This window comes from Anaerophaga thermohalophila str. Valhall, assembly GCF_000250735.1.
GTDB lineage: Bacteria > Bacteroidota > Bacteroidia > Bacteroidales > Marinilabiliaceae > Anaerophaga > Anaerophaga thermohalophila_A.
The window spans coordinates 1-21,100 of the sequence record NZ_AHZV01000025.1 but is presented as its reverse complement, the minus strand read 5'-3'; the positions used below and the strand labels follow the sequence as shown (position 1 = coordinate 21,100).

The window sequence follows — 21,100 nt, the reverse complement described above, 5'->3', positions numbered from 1 at the left end:
TCTGAGCTATGTAAAGTATTCATAACGCACATAAATACAGGATTTCATTAAATCCGTTTCATTTTAGTCGGATAATAGTGATAATTTATGAATAATGCAGGTTAAAAAAACTTTGTATCAAAAAGCAGACTTTCAGACTTAAACGGTCCATCCTACATCTTATATCTAAAAATCTAATAATCTGTTTTCAGTAACTAAGGGTGAAGATATAAAAAATTTCACCCCGAAACATTCACGGAAAAGTTAGAAATTGCCGTTATCTGCCATTAATGACTCAGGCAGTGCAAAATCCGGTCATATACAAAAAAAGACCACCCTTGTCTGAGATGGCCTTTTCAGCATAATATTTTCTGACAAATTTATTTTACAAAGTCCTCTCTTATTTTCCGGGTCTCCTCAATAATAATATTCATCTGCTCTTCGGAAATGGCATTATCCTCTACCATGTTGTATACATCGGCCAGGGGTTTGAGTTGTTCCATCACTTCCTTAACAGCCGGATCATCTTTATGTGCACTCATCAATTCGAGCAGCTTGTTGAGGGAAGATTTCTGGTTCATAATAATTCTTACCATTTCTTTGTTCTGGTAAGTGTTTTCGGAAATATTGGTTGTAATATAAAGTGCTTCAACCCAGCTTCCGGCCAGGACAAGCATGCTTACGGCGCCACGGTTGTTGACATTCAGATACTCATAAGTATCATAAAAGGTGTTGGTAATGATCTCTACCAGCTTATCTTTATTATCCTGATTTTGTTCAATCTGTTCGATAATATCCGAAGGTAATGCACCTGAAATATTCAGTGCATCAATCAGCTTTCGCGAAGCTTCCATGTAGTCCATGGTTTGCTGTTTCTGGTTGTAGGTGCTGGCGTAGCTCAAATCGGCACCATAAACACCAAGATTCAATGCCTGTTTTTTCTCTGTCAGATATTTGTCTACATTATCAACCGAATTGGAAAGTGTGAGAATATATGCAGCGCCAATCCTGTTCAGCATTTCGGTAACCTCGAAAGATGTAGGCAGCGGGTAAACAAACTCTTTAACATCTTTTTCTATCTTTTCCTTCTCTATTCTGGGTTCGGTAGCTGTCTTTTGTTCTTTGTCACCATTCTCCTTTTTCTTTCCCGACTGACAAGCAGGAAACACCAATGCCACAGATAATAAAACGGCAATCAGTGTTTGTTTACGTAGCGTTCTCATAGTTAATCAGTTTAATTTTTGTTTTTACAAATATAAATGAATAATGCGAAAAATAAAGTGTGACAGACAGCAATTTGCCAACAAAATAGATGCCGGAGCAAAAATAGTGACAAAACGGCATATTCCGATTCTTATTACTTTCCAAATTTAATATCCACCACCATCAGTTGCAAAGGCAGATGGGTATCATAGAGACTTTCCTCTATGGTATAGCAGATATCGAATGGTTGTGATGATTTAATTTTCTTAAGCAGATGACCTTTTCCAAAGGCAATTCCTTTAAGAATTTTGGGCGATGTACTTTCGATGAGTTCGAGCTTCAGGTGCTCTTTTTCTCTGCCCACCACTTTAGTGGTACCAAAGTCGTACACGTTGCGGGTAACAAAGACGGGTTTCAGGTTACCCGGCCCGTAAGGATGGAAGCGTTTCAGGTGGTAAAAAAACTCAGGGGTAATATCTTTCAGACTGATTTCGGCATCTACCTCAATTCTGGGTATCATCTGGGCGGGCAGAATAGTTTGGGACACCACTTGTTCGAATCTTTCGGCGAAAGCCTCAATATTTTCTGGCTTAAGCGTAAGTCCGGCAGCATAAGGATGCCCGCCGAAGTTTTCGAGTAAATCCTGGCAAGCCTCAATGGCCTGATACAGATTATACCCGTCAACCGACCGGGCCGACCCGGTTATCAGCCCTTTCGATTTGGTCAGGATCACCGTTGGGCGGTAATACGTCTCGGTAAGCCGCGAAGCCACAATACCAATCACCCCTTTGTGCCATTCGGGCTGAAAAAGAACGGTTGTTTTCCGGTTCTTCATGGCCTGATCGGTAGCAATCAGCCGCAATGCCTCGTTGGTAATGTTACGATCCAGGTCTTTCCGTGTCTCGTTGCACTGATTAATGGTCCGGCTCATACCATAGGCCAGGTTCTCATCATCGCTGACCAACAATTTAACAGCATCCTTGCCTGATTCAATCCGCCCTGCGGCATTAATGCGCGGACCTATTCTGAATATGATATCGCTGATATTGAGTTCACGTCCTTTAATACCTGCCACCCTGATGATGCTCTTCAAACCTGTTCCGGGGTTTTCGTTGAGTTTTTTGAGACCCATATCAGCCAGTATGCGGTTCTCTCCGGTTATGGGTACAATATCGGAGGCAATACTGACAGCCACAAGATCGATATAACGGAAAAGAAGGTCTTCGGGGACTCCACGATGCATGGCAAAAGCCTGAAGAAGCTTGAATCCAACGCCGCACCCCGACAAGTCTTTTTCAGGATAGGTACAATCGGCTCTTTTGGGATCGAGGCAGGCCACTGCTCCTGGAAGCTCTTCTCCGGGTGTATGATGATCACAAATAATAAAATCTATTCCCTTCTTTCTGGCATATTCTATCTTTGCAACGGCCTTTATTCCACAATCGAGGGCTATTACCAGCGAAACTCCGTTTTCTTCAGCCTGGTCGATACTTTTTAAAGAAATTCCATATCCTTCTTCGTAACGGTCGGGAATATAATAATCGATGCGCGAATGAAACTCCTTAAGAAACGAGTAAACCAGGGCTACGCTTGTCGTGCCGTCCACATCATAATCGCCGTAAATCAGGATATTTTCATTCTTTCTGATAGCTGTTTCAATGCGCTCTACGGCCTCCCGCATATCCTTCATCAAAAAAGGATCGTTAAGATCACTGATATGCGGATTGAAAAAAGCACGGGCCTCTTCGTGACTTTTGATGCCGCGTTGCGCCAAAAGTCGCCCAAGGATCGGCCCTATATCTTCAAAAACGGATAGTTCGGCTTCAACATCTGGATCGGGATTCTCTTTTATGCACCATCGTTTTTCCATTTTTCTCTCTCACTTTTGAGACCTTAAAATTTCTCAAAATATACCTATTTCCAAAGAATCCGGGATGTTTAGGTTAAAAAAGTTATCAACAAGTGAAAAAAGGCGGATGCCGCCCGGCTCTGCCACTTTACAACCCAAAGAATTCGCTGCTCCTAAAAGTCTCTTTAACCTGCATTATTCATAAATTTATTACGATGCCCAATTATCGGCAAAACACAAGTGTCCTCGAAAAATTTGATTTGAAAATAGTTCACTATTTCCTGCATCAATTTTTTCTGCGGTTTCGTGTGTTTGGGGATACTTGAACATCTCATGACGAAAATTTATGAATAATGCAGGTTAAGGAGCAGACTTAACAATAATTATATCATCAAAAAACTTTGCCTCAAAGCGTCTTTGTGTTTAATCCTTATTAACAGACTACTGTGACAACCCATTTCTACACAAAACTCAATTCAAACACTTTTTGAAGATTCCGTTTTAAAACAGCTCTCACCTCTTCCATCGCCACGGTTTCACCTTTTTCTTTCTGCATCGAAGTAACCCCTTTATCGACAAAACCACAAGGATTAATATAATTGAAATAATCCAGGTTGGTATTCACATTCAAAGCAAAGCCGTGCATGGAAACAAACCTGCTGGCTCTTACTCCTATAGCGCATATTTTACGGGCATTTGCGGTTTTAGTTTCGAGCCAGACACCGGTAGCCCCATCAAGCCTTTCGCTCTCGATGCCAAACGCGGCAAGTGTCAGAATTATGGCCTCTTCCAGTTTAAAGATGTATTCTTTCACGCCCAGTTTCATCTGCTCAAGGTCAAAAATCGGATAACCTACAATCTGTCCCGGCCCGTGATAAGTTATGTCCCCGCCGCGGTTTATCTTATAAAAAGAGGCATTGATTTTTTTCAAAAAATCATCCTGGACCAACAAGTTATTGGCTTGTCCGCTTTTCCCAAGGGTAAAAACGTGCGGATGTTCGCAAAAAATAAGATGATGAACCACCGGTTTATTCTCTTCCGGATGCTCACGGTTAAACAGTTTGGCATCGACAATGCGCCGGAATTGCTCTTCCTGATAATCCCAGGCTGGCTTATAGTCAATTTCTCCGAGGTCTTCAAATATAGTATCGGCCGCTGTCATTCTTTCAAAGCATTTATATGTTTTTCGGCATGATAGGATGAACGCACCAACGGACCGCTTTCCACATATTTGAATCCTCTTTTGAGTCCTTCCTTCTTATAGATTTCAAACTGTCCCGGTGTCACATATTCATATACCGGCCAGTGTTTAGGCGTGGGCTGCAGATACTGCCCGATGGTCAAAACTTTCACCCCGACCTCAACCAAATCGTCCATTGTTTCAAACACCTCTTCGGGTGTTTCGCCGAGTCCGACCATGATGCCCGACTTAGGTACCACATCGGTAGAAGCAATATATTGAAGCACTTTAAGACTTAAATCATATTTGGCTTTGCTTCGAATCTGAGGAGTGAGACGACGCACAGTTTCCAGATTGTGACTCACCACCTCGGGCCCGGCATCAATCACCTGCTGAATTAAATGCTTCAGTCCGTTGAAATCGGGAATAAGAACTTCCTGGGTAATGCCCGGGTTCATTTCTTTTACTTTACGGATGGTCCTGGCCCATACACCTGCTCCTCCGTCTTCCAGATCATCACGATCGACCGATGTAATGACCGCATGCTTCAGTTTCATGATTTGAATTGACCGGGCAATACGAAACGGCTCTTTGAAGTCGACCGCCCCTGGTTTTCCGGTCTTCACGTTACAAAACTTACATGCGCGGGTACAAACATCGCCGAGGATCATAAACGTAGCGGTTCCATTTCCCCAGCATTCGGCTGCATTGGGGCATTTACCGCTGGTACAGATGGTATGTAATTTATGATCGCGAATGGTTTTGTTCATCCAATTGTAATCGCCCGTGTTGGGTAATTGAATTTTTAACCATGCCGGTTTTCTTTTTCGCTCCGATAGAATATCCATTTCTTCTCCTCCTTGTCTGTTTAGTGTCTGTCCATAACGTACCATTTACTGTGTTAGCTTGTCCGAAAGTTATTCATCCGTATAAAATTTATTTATTAAGGTCGGATGGAACTCGCATGCAAGAACTTATATACATGTTCTTATTGTGGCAATCTTTGCCATGCTCGTTTCAACCGGCACTTTCTGAACAGACACGCATATTGTGAAAACTTTTACGAGTATATGAACAGGTATTATTTAGTAACTTTGCAAGTTTAATTAAAATGATTTTAAATAACAACAAAACCGGAGAATTGGTTTTCTCGGGTAATCATTATCTTTGTGCTGTTATAAAATAAAATAACACAATTTTATGAGCCATCTGGAACTGAGTGAACAGGAAATAATTCGACGTGAGAGTCTGAAAGAGTTACAAAAATCAGGGATCAATCCCTATCCGGCAGAGGAGTACCCGGTGAGTCATTACTCCCAGGACATTAAAAAGGAATTCGACAACCATCCTGACGCCTTCAGGGAAAAGGAAGTAAGTCTGGCCGGCCGTATCATGAGCCGCCGTATCATGGGAAGTGCCTCATTTGCCGAAATTAAGGACAAACAGGGCAGAATACAAATATACCTGCGTCGCGATGATATTTGTCCCGGTGACGACAAAACGCTTTACAACACCGTTTTTAAAAAGCTACTCGATATCGGTGACATCATCGGGGTAAAGGGTTTTGTATTCAAAACCAACATGGGAGAAATATCGATACATGTCACATCACTCACTGTTTTGGCCAAATCGTTGCGCCCTCTTCCCGTTGTAAAGGAAAAAGACGGTAAAGTTTATGATGCTTTCTCCGACCCGGAGCAACGATACCGCCAGCGCTATGTCGACCTGATCGTTAATGACAGGGTGCGTGAAACCTTTCGTAAAAGAACTCAGATTATCAATTCGATGCGCGAGTTCTTCAACGAAAAAGACTACCTGGAAGTGGAAACACCCATTCTTCAGGCTATTCCCGGTGGTGCAGCTGCCAGACCGTTCATTACACATCACAACACCCTCGATATGCCGCTCTATCTTCGTATTGCCGACGAGCTCTACCTGAAGCGACTGATTGTCGGCGGTTTTGAAGGCGTTTATGAGTTTGGAAAAGATTTCCGCAACGAGGGAATGGACCGCAATCACAATCCCGAATTCACCGTATTGGAAATATACGTGGCTTACAAAGACTACAAGTGGATGATGGATTTCACCGAGCGGATGGTTGAAAAAGTGGCTCTCGATCTCCACGGAACTACAAAAGTACAGGCAGGCGACAATGTCATTGATTTTAAGCGTCCGTACAAACGCATAAGCATGCTGGATGCCATAAAAGAACATACCGGTATCGATATTTCAGGTATGGACGAGGCACAACTGCGAAAAGTTTGTGACGATCTTGGTATTGAACACGATGAGTCAATGGGCAAAGGAAAGCTGATAGATGAAATTTTCGGTGAAAAATGCGAGCCTCATTATATCCAGCCCACGTTTATCACCGATTATCCGGTTGAGATGTCGCCACTTTGCAAAAAACACCGCGATAATCCGGAACTGACCGAGCGCTTTGAACTCATGGTAAACGGCAAAGAAATAGCCAATGCCTATTCGGAGCTTAACGACCCCATCGATCAGCTGGAACGCTTCAAAGAACAGTTGCGTCTTTCCGAAAAAGGTGATGACGAGGCCATGTTTATTGACATGGATTTTATAAGAGCACTGGAATACGGTATGCCCCCGACCTCGGGCATGGGCATCGGCATCGACCGCCTTACTATGCTGATGACCAATCAGAGTACCATACAGGAAGTCATTTTCTTCCCCCAGATGCGCCCGGAGAAAAAACAGGAACGCGACAGCGAGGAAAAATTCACAGAGCTCGGTATACCGGCAGAGTGGGTACCTGTTATTTATAAAGCCGGATACCTGAAAACAGACGACCTTAAGGAAGCCAATCCCAACAAACTGCATCAGGAATTGTGCGGTCTCAACAAAAAACATAAGCTGGGACTACAGAATCCCAAACCCGACGAAGTAAAGGCCTGGTGCAATCAATAGTTCTTACCGGCCAATTCAATGACAAATATCGTTGCCCAAGCCGGGAAATATTCCTTAATTTTAGAATAAAAAACAAAATCTAACGATATGGATGAATCTTCAACCATTGGAATCATAGGCAGTGGAAGTTGGGCCACCGCCATTGCTAAAATGGTACTGAACAATTCAGACAAGCTTAACTGGTACTTTAGAAATGAAGAACACTTAAAACAGTTCAGAAAAATAGGTCATAACCCGAATTACCTGACATCGGTGGATTTCGATGTAGAACAGATATTCTTTTCTACCGACCTGAATGAAATTGTTGAGAAATCAGATATCCTGATATTTGCAATTCCTTCGGCATTTCTGAAAGAAGCTTTGAAGCCCCTCAATATTTCGCTTAAAGACAAATTTGTGGTTTCGGCCATTAAAGGACTTATTCCTGATGAGAACCTTATCATTGCAAGTTTCTTTAACAAACATTACCACGTACCCATCGATTCCATTGCAGTGATCTCGGGGCCCTGTCACGCCGAAGAAGTGGCCCTGGAACGCCTGTCATATCTTACCATCGCCTGCCAGGACATGAAGAAAGGTCGTATGGTTGCTTCGCGCCTGGCCTGTGCGTATGTTAAAACCACCGTTATTGATGACATTTACGGAACCGAATATGCTGCCGTTCTGAAAAACGTGATGGCCATTGCAGCCGGCATCTGTCACGGACTGGGATACGGCGACAACTTTCAGGCCGTGCTTATTTCCAACGGGATACAGGAGATCAAACGTTTTGTCGACACGGTACACCCGATAACCCGCGACATAAAAAGCTCGGCCTACCTTGGCGACCTGCTGGTAACAGCTTATTCTCAGTTTTCGCGCAACCGCACGTTCGGTAACATGTTGGGCAAAGGCTATTCGGTAAAAAGTGCCCAGCTCGAAATGCTGATGATTGCCGAAGGCTATTACGCCGTGAAAAGCATTATTGAAATCAATAAAAAATATAACGTAAACCTGCCCATTACGGAAGCCGTTTACAGAATTATATATGAAAAGATTTCACCGGTTATTGAGATTAAGCTATTGACAGAACAGTTGAGATAGAGCAGAGGGCATGGGGCAGAGAGCATGGAGCAGGGAATAAGGTCAATAGGTCAATAGGTCAATGGGTTAGTAGGTTAGTAGGTTGGTAGGCTGGTAGGAGAGATGACCACTCAGGAACATTCCACCGAGGTTGTCTACAAAGTAATGGTTTGGAAAAAATGAGTTCAAACCTTGTTCATGCAAGTATTGTTTTTCAATTAGTTACACAGAGCTCACAGAGTTTATCACAGAGGGACACAGAGACAAAACGGACTTTTTAGACACCCCCAACCACTCCAAGCCCAACGGTAACGCCTTGCGAGAAGAAAGAACCAACGTTGTTTTTTGTCGAACTGAAAGCCCACGCAACCTAAGCTCAATGGCAACGCCTTAAAAAAAGAAAGCCGGTCGTTGATTTTATCGGGCTGAAAGCCCACATAACCTAAGCTCAACGGCAACGCCTTGAGAAAAAATATCGAACGTTAATCATCGCCCTGAAAGGGCAGATGAAGAAGGGTAAAAGGATGGAAACGCAGGATGGTGAAAAGGTGCATCGCATGGAGTATAGAGCTTCATCAGCTCACCAGCTCACATGCTAAACATCAAATGCCTGACATAATACCCGGACTTTGAACCGAATAAAAACATTCACCAATAAACGCATTATTTAAAACTTAATTCGTTATACATGAGTGCAGTCTAAAAAGCATCTTTATTGCCAAACTCTGTGTTGTTTTAAATTTTTGCGCCCTCATTAACAACGAGTTAACTCTGATACAAAAATTTAAAACGTCTTGATTTTGACAAAAATATGTCTTTTTATACCACACCCATACATTAAAAAACAAAACAGACCATTGATAAATCCTAAAAACAAAATAAGACTATGAAAGACCTTACCATTGATGTGTCGAATGTTGCACCGGATGTGACTTTGGACATGATAAACGCGGAAAAAGAGAATGTACAAAAACAACTTGAAACGCTGACCAATAAGACAGGCAAGGGGAACGATTTTCTCGGATGGCTCGATCTGCCTGAAGAAATATCGCCCGACCAGCTGATGTCTATTGAGAAAACAGCAGCCCGTCTGCGCGGAAAAGCCGACTACGTGGTAGTAACCGGGATAGGGGGAAGCTATCTCGGGGCCAGGGCCGTTATCGATGCCCTGAACGATTCCTTCGACCAGCTGAAAGGGGGACGAAAGAATCCTTTCATCCTGTATGCCGGTCAGAATATAGGAGAAGATTACACCTACGAACTACTTGATCTGCTGAAAGACAAATCGTTTGGCATCATTGTCATTTCCAAGTCGGGAACTACCACAGAACCGGCCATTGCTTTCAGAGCGCTGAAAGAACTTCTCGAAACAAAATACGACAAAGACGAAGTAAAAGAACGCATTGTAGCCATTACCGACGCCAAAAAAGGAGCTCTGCGAACACTGGCCGATCAGGAAGGTTACGAAACTTATATAATCCCCGACGATGTTGGCGGACGCTATTCGGTACTAACCCCTGTTGGCCTCCTCCCGATTGCCGTGGCAGGCTTCAGCATCAGCGAACTGGTACGGGGCGCCAAAAAAATGCGGGAACTTACTGCTATAAACGTTCCCTTTGAGAAAAACCCTGCATCGCTATATGCCGCTACACGCAACCTGCTGTACAAAAAAGGGAAAAAGATAGAAATACTGGTAAATTATCAGCCTAAGCTGCATTACATCTCCGAATGGTGGAAACAGCTGTACGGCGAAAGTGAAGGCAAAGAAAACAAAGGAATTTTCCCGGCCTCGGTCGATTTCACTACCGACTTGCACAGTATGGGTCAATGGATACAGGAAGGTGAAAGAACGATTTTCGAAACCGTTGTCAGCATTGCCGCTGCACGTCACCGGGTATTGATCCCCCGCGATGAGGGTAATCTCGACAACCTGAATTACCTGGCCGGAAAGCGTATCGATGAAGTCAATAAAATGGCCGAACTGGGAACACGTATCGCTCATACCGACGGAGGGGTTCCAAACATCCGCATTGAACTCCCCGAACTCAATGAATACTACCTGGGACAGCTGCTTTACTTCTTCGAAAAAGCCTGCGGCATCAGCGGTTACATACTTGGTGTTAATCCCTTCGATCAACCGGGCGTGGAAGCTTACAAGAAGAACATGTTTGCCCTCCTCGGTAAACCGGGATTCGAAAAGGAAACCGAAGCGATTAAAAAGCGGTTGTAATCGTTCGGAATATAAAATATATGCAAGAACACGTCCCCGGGAAAGATTTTTCGGGGACGTTTGTGCTTAATTTCCATACAAAAGCTACTTCGGGATGAGTAATTTTCGGACGAGCGTAAAACAGTAAATAGTGCTTTATGGACAGACACCAAATAATCCGGCAGACCCGAACTGCCAGGCCCACCGGATTGATAGAATTTATGTGTCACTCCTGATAAAAGTGCCGGCAAAACGATACCGGTTGCCGGCCGATTCATAATTGTACCAAACGGTAAAAGTGCCATTTGCCGCCGAATAGGTACCTCCGCCGCCGGTAATGTTCAGATTGTTCCAGGCTCGCACGGTAAGCGTATTATCTTCTTCAACGGTAAGCGTCAATGCATAAGCATCGATATTTTCGTCCGACTCGGTGTAGGCCAGATGAAAAAGCCGTACAGTATGGGCATCAACTGCCTTAAGGTTTCTGGTGGCTGAAATGGTGGTGGAATCACTCACCAATCCCCCTTCATTTAAACGGTAATTATATCCTTCGGACTGATAGGTGCCGGAATACTTATTTACAAACGTATACGACTGTATAAGCACAGTATCCTTTTCCCTGACGGTGATGTAATCCGGATCGGAGACCTCCCTTATCTTAAATGTCAGGGCATAGAGGGAGTCGCAATGCAGCCCGTCAGACTTAATAAAAACCGGCAGTTGCCCGTACACCTGGCCTGCTTTGATGACTACTTTGTTACCGGGTATCCGGTAATGAGCGGATGGAAGAAGACGGTACTGCACATTATCCTGAGTGAGATATTTAAAGTTATAGTTTTCCACAGGCAGGGTGCCTGCTTCTTCAATGGTAACCGTAATATCACGGTCGATGTTTAAACTTCCCCCCGTTGCAACCGAAATAAAGGTTCTCTGTTCTTCGGTATCGTGGTAAGGGATCTCTGCCACCGACATGCCCATGTTGGTGGTTTCGTCGGCGCCTACAATGTACACCTGTTTGTAATATTGTTCGTTGTCGAGCGGACTGTCCTGACTGCAGCCTGCTGTTACTGTATAAAGCAGGCACAAAAATGGGATTGTTCGTTTCATTGTGTTTTTGTTTTTTGTTTTTTTCTTGTTTGGGGTTGAGGGTTTCGTGTTTCATGCTTTGAGTTGAGGGTTGAAGTGCTACCATTCTGTTGCCGCTCCGCGGCTATATTTCTACTCGCTTAATAACCTAAGACCTATTGACCTACCCGCCTGATAACCTACTGGCCTAACCACCTAATAACCTCATTCCATGCCTCTTACTCCCTGCCACTCCCCTTTCACCATCCGGGATTTTGCACCAGCCTGGAATTCTTATCCAGGGCACTTTTGGGGATTGGCCAGAAATACATTTTAAATGACCAGGTGCGCTGTGTCAGATTGTTGTTCAGGGTCGTTCGTGTATAGTATTTCTCCCTTTCCGAGCTTTTTGCCCGCACATTCATTCCCACAATGGGTCTGTTGTAAGCATCGGGAGCATCCATCCAGCGGCGCAGGTCATGATAGCGGCGTCCTTCGCAGGCAAATTCAACCAGTCGCTCACGTTTTATCGCCTCCCTTATGGTTTCGCGGCTTGCCAGTTCCGCATCGGAAAGGCCGGGCAATCCGGCACGAAAACGAATTTGGTTAAAGGCCCGACGTATCTCCTCTATATCGCGGGTAACGGTAATTCCTGAAGCCTCATCGGTATAAGAACCATCGAGTTCGTTAAGGGCTTCGGCATAGTTGAGCAGTATTTCGGCATAACGAAACACAGGAAACCATTTGGCATAAACCGAGCCTGATGCTCGCATATTGTCTTCAGGATGATTGTATTTGATACAGGTATACCCCGTATGATTGTAGTCGTCGGGAAAAGAGATGGAAGGCCCGGCGGTACCATCCGAATAATAGGTCACTTCGTAATTGCTGTAACCGTCTTCTCCGGTATAAGAAGTGCCGGGCCAGAAAGAATGGGAGAAACCTATGCTGGCATAAAAGCGGGGTTCCCTGCCGGCATACATCCGGGCTGTAGCGGAAGTATAAACAGTATATCCGCCCAGACTTTTACTTTGCCCCGTCTGAGCATGCGCTTCATTGCTCCCCGGATAGGGATATTCAGGGCTGCTGTTGTTAATGTCATTACCATCCTTCATTTTATAGGCATCTATAAGGTACTGGGTAAGATTCAGCCCGTTGCCGCCGCCCAGTTGCGATGGGGAGGATATCCACAGCGGACTGTCGTCGCCACGCGGGTCTACCTGGCAGGCCCAGATGTATTCGGGACAATTGCGTATGGTGACGTCACCGTCGAACAGCGACTTGTAGGAACGATACGGGTCTATATTGCCGGCGCCATCCGGGAAATCGGCATCGGGGACATTGTCGGGCAGCTCATCGGTAGTGGCTTCCTTGTAAATAACATTGAGACTGTACAGGTTGGTTTCCATCAGCCGTTTAGCGGTCACGGCTGCCTTGCCCCATTTGCTGTTATCAAGAGTTTGCGAAATAAAATGCGTGCCGTCGGAGCGTGTCCAGCCGGAATAGGCCGTGTTACCGTTGAACAACGGACTGGCAGCCGCGAGCAACACCCTTGACTGAACCGCCAGGGCTGCTCCCGATGAAGGCCGGTAAATATTGGCTCCCTCCCGGGTGGAAGGCAAATAGCTATAAGCCTTCTCCATATTTTCGATGATGTAATCAACACATTCGTCGTAGGTATTGCGTTCGCACATCAGGTTTTCAGCCTCGTCATTAAAGTCGATTAACCCGTCGGGCGGGATGGCCACAGGACCGTATTGTTGCAACAGTAGATAGAGGAAATAGCCCCTGAAGAAGTACATTTCGCCTGTATAGGTGCGTTGGGTACTTACCGACAGGTCGTCGCATTCGTCCATCCTGGCCAACACTGTGTTTGCCTTTCGGATGCCCTTGTACCAGGTGGCGTAATTGTTGTAATAGGTGTTGGCCGATGCCGGGGTAATTTCATCCAGCAAGAACTTGACGGCTGCATGACGGTTGTCGTTCCATGAGAAAAAGTTCTCATCCGACGCGCCCTGGAAAGGCGACCAGGCATTGGTCCAAAGGCGGTCTTCATGTGGCAGATAATCCGCAATACCATTGATGTAACTTAAAAGCTTGTCTTCATCGACAAAAACGCTGTCGAGCACGGTGATGTCGTAAACATATTTATCGACATTCAGGTAGTCGTCGCAAGAGGTGTTGCCAATGCTTAACAACAGGGCAATACCAGCGAACTGAAGGAATTGTAATATATTATTTTTCATGGTTTTTTGTGTTTCGAGTTTTTAGTTTAGTGTTCCGGGTTGCGGGTTCCGGGCTTTCCACCGAAGCAATGCACTTTTTCATTATTCTACTATTCCACCCTTTTACCTTTCTTCATCTGCCCTCTCAGGGCGACGATTAACATTCGACATTCTTTTCTCAAGGCGTTGCCGTTGAGCTTAGGTTAAGCGGGCTTTCAGTTCGACAAAAACCAACGTTCGTCCTTTTTTTCTCAAGGCGTTGCTGTTGAGGTTGGATTGGTTGGGGCTGAGGTTGGATTGGTTGGGGCTGTCTAAAAAGTCCGTTTTGTCTCTGTGTCCCTCTGTGATAAACTCTGTGAGCTCTGTGTAAAGAACTGAAAAACAATACTTGCGTGAGCAAGGCTTGAACTCATTTTTCCCAAATCATTACTTTGTAGACAACCTCGGTGGAATTCCCCTGAGTGATCACCTCTCCTACCGGCCTACCATCCTAATAACCTACTGACCTATTGACCTATTGACCTATTGACCTTATTCCCTGCTCCATGTCCAAATCCACCATCCTGCCCTTCTACCTTTCCACCATCCTACCCCCTAAAACGATACATTCAACTGAAGCGTGTAAGTCCTTTGCAGGGGATACACCGCACCATTTGAGCTGGCCTGCTCGGGGTCCCAAAGTTCCACATCGTCCCATACGGCGATGTTGCCTGCCGTAAAGCTGAGGATGGCCGATGATATGCCATACCTGACAAGCCAGGGCTGATCGAAACGGTAAGCTATTTCGGCATTTTTGAACCTTATGAACGAGGCATCGGCCAGCCAGAAGGTGGAGTTGCGGTTGTTGTTGGCATTCCAACCATAGGTAAGGCGTGGAAACCGGGCATTGGGGTTTTCGGTGGCCGTGGTGCCCGAATAGGAGGCCGGTGTCCACCGGTTTTCCTGGTTGGCCACGATAGACAGAATGTTACCTTCTTCCTCGCCATTAAACGGGTAGTAGCCATCGCCGCCAAGGAAATAGCTCACCTGCTCCTGCCCGGTAAAAAATACGCTGAACGACCAGTGATACAGGTTGAATTCTGCCGCCAGTCCGTATTCCAGGCGGGGTACGTTGGAATAATCGAGCGGCACCTCATCGTCGCTGTCGATAATGCCATCGCCGTTAACGTCCTTGTATTTGATGTCGCCCGGGCGATAGTTCGACATGAAAGTTTGCACCGGACTGCCGGCAATATCTTCCTCGTCTTTAAAAAGTCCCAGGGCTATCAGTCCACGATGAACGCCATAAGGTACGCCTGTGTATGACTGATACGGATAGTTGATACCCGTTTGTTCCCAGTGAGTGACTTCGTTGCGCGAGAAGGTAAAATTACCCCTGACGGTGAGTGAGACGTCATTCCCGAAAGGCTGCATATAGGCCAGGTTACCGTCGGCCCCCCAGCTACGCATGGACCCGGCATTAACCCAGGGACTCTGCGCGGCGCCTGCCTCGTAGGGAATGGTGACGCGCTGCTGATAGATGTCGTCGGCCTCTGTGAGAAACCAGTCTACCGTAAGGTCGAACCGCTCCCGGTAGAATTTGGCATCCAGGCCAATGTCATATTTGGTGGTGGTCTCCCATTTCAGGTTATCAACACCTACTTTGCCTTCGGTAACGGTTTGTCCCCAGTCATTGGCGCCATAATTCATCAGCGAGAGGTAAGGGAACCGCTCGTCGGTACTACCGTTGCCCACCTTTCCCCATGAAGCTCTTATCTTCAGGTAGTTCAAAAACGGGATATTGCCTTTCATCCACCGGTACTGGGTGGGTATCCATCCCAGCGAAAAGGCAGGAAAGAAACCGTATTGTTCGCCCGGTTTAAAATTTTCGGAACCGGAATAACCGCCGTTGAGCTCTACCAGGTAGGTGTCGTTGTAAGAATAGGTGGCCCGTCCCGAGATGGCCTGGTACCTTACAGGTATCACATCGTCATAACCATTGCCGTCAGAGTTGCGCTCATCCTGCCGGTAGGCATGTATCAGTCCGGTAACGCGGTGCTTATCGTTAAAAAGCCGGTTGTAGTTGATCTGCCCCTCGAAATAGAGAGAACGGGCAATGTAGGCCGACTGCCAATAGCTGGCATCGGTACTGGTAACTGTTCGACGGGAAATTAAAGCTCCATCGTTCTGGCGTCCTGTAGCATAATAAAGGTCGGGCATCTTGTTACGACCCGACTGGTGCTGGCCGTAATAAGTCCACGAAAAGAGCCCTGAGGCATCGAGTCCTTTGGTGATGAAATCGAGTTTCTGTGTGAGCTTCAGCTTCAGGTTGACCGTATTTTGGCTGTTACGTTTATATCCGGTATAGTTGAGCAACACATAAGGGTTGATCTGTTTCCCGGTACTTCCATAAGCCGCCAGTTGTCCGTTGGAGTACCTTACGGGGACGGTAACCGGCGCCAGGTTGGCCTGTGCCGACCACAGAGCATTGTTATCGTCGCCATAGCCGGGCGAGTTCTGTTCGGCAATGACATCCTCGAGACTCAACAACAGTTTGGTACCAGGCCCCAGGTCCATATCGACATTCGACCGGAAGTTGTATTTGTGGTAGTTGACGTTGACGTCGTATTTGTTGGCCGACTCGTCCTGCTTAAAAATGCCGTCCTTATCCTGGTAACCCAGGCTTATATAGTACCGTGCATTGGTACCGCCGCCCGATATATTCAGGTTATACTGACCATAGTATGAGTGGTCTTTCAGTATTACATCGCGCCAGTTAACGTTGGGGTACAGATCGGGATCGAGACCTGTTTCGAACAGTTCAATCTCCACATCGGAATACTTCCTTTTGAGGCCTCGCACCTCCCGTGCCTCGTTGGCCAGGCGTGCATAGGTGGCGGCATCGACATATTCGGGCAGCCGTGCACACTCCGTATAAGTGCGGTTGGCTTTGATGTTCACCTTCAGTTTACCGGCCTTACCCCTCTTGGTGGTGATCAATACCACACCATTGGCTCCGCGCACACCGTACACCGCGGTGGCCGACGCATCTTTGAGCACCGAGAACGACTCGATGTCTACCGGGTCTACATCGTTGAGGTTGCCTTCAACGCCGTCGATGAGCACCAAGGCACTGGAGTTGGCCCCAAAAGTGCTGATGCCCCTGATCCAGAATTCCGAGTAGTCGTTGCCCGGTTCGCCGCTGCGGCTCAGGCCGATTACTCCGGGTACGCGGCCGGCAATCATGTTACTCACCGACACGGCCGGCACCTGCAGCTCGGCAGTATTGACCGATGTAATGGCCCCGGTAGTGGTGATCTTGCGCTGGGTGCCGTGTCCCACTACAACCACCTGGTCGAGCTCATCGATGTTGGGCTGAAGCGCTATTTTCAACCTTGTCTTGTTCTCGTTCACCACCATCTCGTAAGTCTTGAAACCTATAAACGAAAACACTACCGTATCGCCAGGGGGAATATTTTCCAGATTGAAGCGACCATCCATATCGCTGATGGTTCCGTGTACGCCTCCATTTACTGCAATATTTACTCCCGGGAGAGGCTCCCCGTTTTCTTCCATAACAGTTCCGGAAATGATGTATCCCCGGCCTGCGTTCTGCACCTGCGCCACCCTATAGAGACCGGTAAACAGGCACAGTATGATTATGTAGATAGTTTTTTTCATGCTTGTTTTTTTGTGTTTCTTGTTTTGTGTTTCTTGTTTCTTGTTTTGTGTTTTGGGTTTAGGGGTTCGGGGTTACACGGAGTGCAGGGAGCAGACACAGAGCTTCACGGAGTGACCAGGTATTTAATCCGGTTCATTGTACAAACATGTTTTTTGTTCTACCAACCGGGGAACCGGGAGGGCTCCATGCCCTCTCATTCTATCGCCAGTTTCCTGATAATCCCGGAGTTCCAGCATTCGCAGATGATGAAGTTGCCGTCTTCGTCTATCGATATGCCATAGGGCAGATAGAACATGGCTTCGAGCGGATCGCCGTCCTTGTGTCCCGAGGTGAGGGGAATTCCGGCAAGCAGGCTCACGAAATCGGACTTACGATCGCACTTCAGGATGGTGTTGCCGTCGATGTTGACCACGTAGATGTTGCCATCTTCGTCAACTGTGAGACCACCTGGATAGTAAAGCTGGGCAGCCTGGGTGCGGTGACCGGTAGATGTTCCCTGACCGTTGCCGCCAATCCAGAGTTCATGTTCCGAGCCGTCTTTGCTGAGCCGGTAAACGGCCTGGGTGGTATATATGGTATAGAAAAAGCAGTCGTGCCAGGGGCTGTAAGCAAGGTTGTTGTGTGTGCCGTTTCCCCGCGGAAGGTCTTCGGCCAGCACCTGTACATTGCTGGGATTGCTCATTTCGAGGCGTCCGAACTTGCCGGTGCTGTCGAAAAAGTATAGCCACTCCCCGGTATTGTCGAAGGAGGCCGACCAGATGTCGCCGTTGAACCCCGGAATGGATGAAACAAACAGTTCGGGTTCCCAAAGATTATTTTTGTCGAACAGGTATATCTTATGCGGATTGCTTTTGCCCACGAAATAAACTTTGGTGCGATCGTGTGTAACAGCCGGCATGGCTGTATAGAAGTTGGTCTGAAGCGTGCTTACCTTATTGTCGTTGACCGCCACATAGCGAATATTGCCCGCATACATCTCGGCTACAATAATGTCGCCTCCTGCCACGGCTGCCACCCCGTAGAGGTAATTGAACCGGGCTTCCGACAAGCTGCCGTCCACCAGCGAGTTGTCACCACGGACACCGGCAATGGTAGAGACGTTCTGCCTGACATGGTACCGGAAAGTGTCGTCGAACTTCGCGGTGTCGTCTTCAACCACTACTTTAATGGTGTTGTCGCCCCCGTTCTGTTTCGGCACCAGGCAGTAGATGGTTTCGTTATCGGCACCCAGCACGGTAGCCTCCCGTTCATCATCGGAAAAGAGCACTTTTATCTTTGAGATGTCCGATCCGAAATTGCTGCCTTTGACCACAAATTTGGTGCGGATGCCGCCGCTGTCGGGCATAAAGGCATTGAGCTGAACCGGAAGGGAAGGGTCGCGCTTACTCTGCGGATCCGGTGTGTCGTCGTCGCATGCCAAGGCAAGAAAAATGATGAGCAGAGCCAGAAGAGTATGTTTAACAATATGCCACAATCGCTGCATGGCAAGTGGATGTTTTATTTTTCTCATATTTGTAGACTTTTTACTGTTAATGATTTGATTAGTAAATGAATACCTGTGTTTTGAGGATTTGACTTTTGAGCATAAGAGTTCTAATCCGGGGAACCCTGGCCCGTTGGCCTGTTCCCCGGAAATCTCTATCTATGAAAAAAAGTGGGCCCCCTAAATCCGACCCCCTAAATCCCCCAAGGGGGACTAAAAAGGGGGACTTTGAGTTTCGTGTTTTTTGTTACACGGAGATCACGGAGGAGACACGGAGGTACACAGAGGTGATGTGTTTTGTGTTTCCGGTTTCGTGTTTTCCTTCCCGCACCCCCTAACCCCCTTAAGGGGGAACCCGGCCGCACTGTTCTGCTTGTCGGTTTCGTTTATTCATAGTTGAATTCTTTTGAAAAGATGATTTTTACAGATTATAAATTCTTTTTCTATTGCCTACTTGCCTACTTGCCTGATTCCCCTCTGCCTTCTTTCCTTAACCTTAACATCAGCCTCCATGCTCCCTGCCCCGGGGTCTTTGCTCCATGCACTATGCTCTGTGCCCGCAGCTACGAGCTGTTAACACCTCCGCCGGATACGATTAACTTAATCTGTTCTTGCGATTAAGGCTTCCGTAAGTTTTGATTAAGGCTTTCACAAGTTCTGATTAAGGCTTTCAGAAATTCCGATTAACTTAATCGATCGGGAAGGACGTACGGGGGAGGAAATGTGATGGTGAACCTCTCTATCTTCCAACCTACAGGCTTCTGACTTCTCTGTATCCTCAACCACAATTCACTCATTCAGTCCTTCATTCTCTCATTGATTATTCCGGCGGCGGTCTTCGCAAAAAAGATGTGTTGTGTAGTAGTAGTTTCATAACGCTAATGTTTTACAAACAGTAAGCGTCTCGTGTGGCAGGCTGATTCCGGAAAGCAGCATTGCGGTGCGGTAAGTGAGGCGGGTACCAAAAAAGATGGCGTGGAACCTGACTTACCACATCGAGGTACTGGCATACCTTAGAGAGATAAGTACAGGCCCACGCCAATACCGTAGGGATATGACGTGAGCACTTTCACTTACTGTCTCTCTCTTTGAAAATTGCCAGTTTTCGATGTGAGACATCAGTGCGAATGCTAAAAATGACTTTATGTAAGCGTTCGCAAATTTACTGTTTATTTCATAGATCGGAAAATCTGAATTTTCCGGATTGTTTTGAGTTTTTGTTTAATAATATTTGCTATTTTTAATCATTCAAATATAGAAAGGTTTATTGTATTAGGAATCAATGATAACCGCAGGTTTTCCGCATAAAGCATGAGGATTCCCCGCATATTACTAACTTTTGATCATCAAAACATTACAAGTCATGGATATAATGGATACAGCACGCCTGAATATTAAACGGCACCGCGAAATTAAGGGACTCCGCCAGCAGGATATGGCCGATAAGTTGAGTATGAGCCTACGTAGCTACCAGAGTCTTGAAAGCGGGGAAACCAAATTGGACATTGAGCGCTTAGAACGAATCGCTGAAGTGTTGGAAACGAATATGGAGGAGTTGTTGAGACAAGATGGATATTACATCCATCAAGAAGTCAAAGAAGGCGGGAATGGATCTGGCTTTGGTTTAAGTTTCCGAAATGAAAACACGTATAATTATGGGGTAGAAAAAGAAATAGTAGACAAACTTCTGGAAGCAAAAGATGGGGAAATGAATGTGCTGAAGGATGAAAATAAAATGTTAAAAGAAGAAGTAAAATATCTCCAAGAGAAAGTAGATCAATTGATGGGAATGGTTGGGAAGAAGGATGCGTAATTTACTTTACATAAAAAGATGCACAATATACTCTAATTTGGTGTGTATTATGCACCTTTTACCAAGATATAAGAAATATAAGTGCACCTGAGGTGTGTTTGTAATTACGTTGGCAACAAGGTTAAAAGACATTCCACTAAACTATGAGCCATGGTAAAAATATTAAAAAATAAACTAGTCCTTTTCTCATTATTGTTAGGAATAACATTGATACTTTCTAAATGGTTGACTGGTGAATTTTTTCCTTCCACGAGCGATAATAATTTGTGGTTCTATTCTGGGATTTTCATGGTGCTAGTTTCATCTTTCTTTATTGAAGAATATTACACTTCTCCAAGAAATATTCTAGCAAATATATTACCGCTTGTTGTCATATTTGTCGCAGTTAAACAGATTTTTATAGATAATAACCATACTTGGTTGTGGTGGATAGGATTTTC

13 protein-coding genes are annotated in these 21,100 nt (G+C 45.9%); 5 read left to right on the top strand and 8 right to left on the bottom strand.

Annotation, left to right across the window (positions count from 1 at the left end; genetic code table 11):
• Positions 1-359: 359 nt before the first annotated feature.
• The 4 genes from OQ5_RS0101030 to lipA form a co-directional block, all read right to left on the bottom strand.
• On the bottom strand, positions 360-1,202 hold the full coding sequence (locus tag OQ5_RS0101030) for a hypothetical protein (RefSeq protein ID WP_016775708.1): 843 nt from the start codon (positions 1,200-1,202) through the stop codon (positions 360-362).
• Between the two features lie 134 nt (positions 1,203-1,336).
• A complete protein-coding gene (gene recJ, locus OQ5_RS0101025) occupies positions 1,337-3,052 on the bottom strand; it encodes a single-stranded-DNA-specific exonuclease RecJ (RefSeq protein WP_016775707.1) in 1,716 nt (571 codons plus the stop codon).
• Positions 3,053-3,491: 439 nt separating this feature from the next.
• Positions 3,492-4,193, bottom strand: a complete 702-nt coding sequence (gene lipB, locus OQ5_RS0101015; protein ID WP_016775705.1) for a lipoyl(octanoyl) transferase LipB — start codon at positions 4,191-4,193, stop codon at positions 3,492-3,494.
• The gene (lipA, locus tag OQ5_RS0101010) at positions 4,190-5,104 is read right to left on the bottom strand and encodes a lipoyl synthase (RefSeq protein ID WP_010417429.1); all 915 of its coding nucleotides are present in this window, start codon (positions 5,102-5,104) and stop codon (positions 4,190-4,192) included. Before lipA ends, lipB begins: the two co-directional genes overlap by 4 nt.
• A 307-nt stretch (positions 5,105-5,411) precedes the next feature.
• Here lipA and lysS point away from each other — a divergent pair, with 307 nt between their 5' ends.
• The 3 genes from lysS (at position 5,412) to OQ5_RS0100995 (ending at position 10,434) form a co-directional block, all read left to right on the top strand.
• Positions 5,412-7,142 carry a lysine--tRNA ligase gene (lysS, locus tag OQ5_RS0101005; RefSeq protein WP_010417426.1) on the top strand — a complete coding sequence of 577 codons (1,731 nt, stop codon included), beginning with the start codon at positions 5,412-5,414 and terminating at the stop codon, positions 7,140-7,142.
• A gap of 87 nt (positions 7,143-7,229) precedes the next feature.
• Positions 7,230-8,225, top strand: coding sequence for an NAD(P)H-dependent glycerol-3-phosphate dehydrogenase (locus tag OQ5_RS0101000; RefSeq protein WP_010417422.1), 996 nt, complete (start codon positions 7,230-7,232; stop codon positions 8,223-8,225).
• A gap of 865 nt (positions 8,226-9,090) precedes the next feature.
• Entirely contained in the window at positions 9,091-10,434 is a 1,344-nt protein-coding gene (locus OQ5_RS0100995; RefSeq protein ID WP_016775704.1) for a glucose-6-phosphate isomerase, read from the top strand.
• A gap of 198 nt (positions 10,435-10,632) precedes the next feature.
• Here the strand turns inward: OQ5_RS0100995 and OQ5_RS0100990 are convergent, their stop codons facing one another.
• The 4 genes from OQ5_RS0100990 to OQ5_RS0100975 all read right to left on the bottom strand — a co-directional run bounded on the left by OQ5_RS0100990 (position 10,633) and on the right by OQ5_RS0100975 (position 18,874).
• Positions 10,633-11,520, bottom strand: coding sequence for a BT_3044 domain-containing protein (locus OQ5_RS0100990; protein WP_016775703.1), 888 nt, complete (start codon positions 11,518-11,520; stop codon positions 10,633-10,635).
• Positions 11,521-11,738: 218 nt separating this feature from the next.
• Positions 11,739-13,724, bottom strand: coding sequence for a RagB/SusD family nutrient uptake outer membrane protein (locus OQ5_RS0100985; protein ID WP_016775702.1), 1,986 nt, complete (start codon positions 13,722-13,724; stop codon positions 11,739-11,741).
• 573 nt (positions 13,725-14,297) lie between these two features.
• Complete coding sequence (locus OQ5_RS0100980) at positions 14,298-17,363, bottom strand: SusC/RagA family TonB-linked outer membrane protein (protein ID WP_016775700.1); 3,066 nt, start codon at positions 17,361-17,363, stop codon at positions 14,298-14,300.
• 194 nt (positions 17,364-17,557) lie between these two features.
• Positions 17,558-18,874: an IPT/TIG domain-containing protein gene (locus OQ5_RS0100975; protein ID WP_016775699.1), complete on the bottom strand. Its 1,317-nt coding sequence runs from the start codon at positions 18,872-18,874 to the stop codon at positions 17,558-17,560.
• A 1,336-nt stretch (positions 18,875-20,210) separates the two neighbouring features.
• On the opposite strand from OQ5_RS0100975, the gene OQ5_RS0100970 reads away from it, so the two are divergent.
• Both OQ5_RS0100970 and OQ5_RS23730 read left to right on the top strand, forming a co-directional pair.
• The gene (locus OQ5_RS0100970) at positions 20,211-20,660 is read left to right on the top strand and encodes a helix-turn-helix domain-containing protein (protein ID WP_016775698.1); all 450 of its coding nucleotides are present in this window, start codon (positions 20,211-20,213) and stop codon (positions 20,658-20,660) included.
• A gap of 150 nt (positions 20,661-20,810) precedes the next feature.
• A partial coding sequence (locus tag OQ5_RS23730; protein ID WP_044107215.1) for a hypothetical protein occupies positions 20,811-21,100 on the top strand: 290 nt, incomplete at its 3' end.

Excerpts from the sequence above, each read along its gene's own strand:
- OQ5_RS0101030 (WP_016775708.1), bottom strand. The coding sequence starts at position 1,202 with ATGAGAACGCTACGTAAACAAACACTGATTGCCGTTTTATTATCTGTG.
- recJ (WP_016775707.1), bottom strand. The coding sequence starts at position 3,052 with ATGGAAAAACGATGGTGCATAAAAGAGAATCCCGATCCAGATGTTGAA.
- lipB (WP_016775705.1), bottom strand. The coding sequence starts at position 4,193 with ATGACAGCGGCCGATACTATATTTGAAGACCTCGGAGAAATTGACTAT.
- lipA (WP_010417429.1), bottom strand. The coding sequence starts at position 5,104 with ATGGTACGTTATGGACAGACACTAAACAGACAAGGAGGAGAAGAAATG.
- lysS (WP_010417426.1), top strand. The coding sequence starts at position 5,412 with ATGAGCCATCTGGAACTGAGTGAACAGGAAATAATTCGACGTGAGAGT.
- OQ5_RS0101000 (WP_010417422.1), top strand. The coding sequence starts at position 7,230 with ATGGATGAATCTTCAACCATTGGAATCATAGGCAGTGGAAGTTGGGCC.
- OQ5_RS0100995 (WP_016775704.1), top strand. The coding sequence starts at position 9,091 with ATGAAAGACCTTACCATTGATGTGTCGAATGTTGCACCGGATGTGACT.
- OQ5_RS0100990 (WP_016775703.1), bottom strand. The coding sequence starts at position 11,520 with ATGAAACGAACAATCCCATTTTTGTGCCTGCTTTATACAGTAACAGCA.
- OQ5_RS0100985 (WP_016775702.1), bottom strand. The coding sequence starts at position 13,724 with ATGAAAAATAATATATTACAATTCCTTCAGTTCGCTGGTATTGCCCTG.
- OQ5_RS0100980 (WP_016775700.1), bottom strand. The coding sequence starts at position 17,363 with ATGAAAAAAACTATCTACATAATCATACTGTGCCTGTTTACCGGTCTC.
- OQ5_RS0100975 (WP_016775699.1), bottom strand. The coding sequence starts at position 18,874 with ATGAGAAAAATAAAACATCCACTTGCCATGCAGCGATTGTGGCATATT.
- OQ5_RS0100970 (WP_016775698.1), top strand. The coding sequence starts at position 20,211 with ATGGATATAATGGATACAGCACGCCTGAATATTAAACGGCACCGCGAA.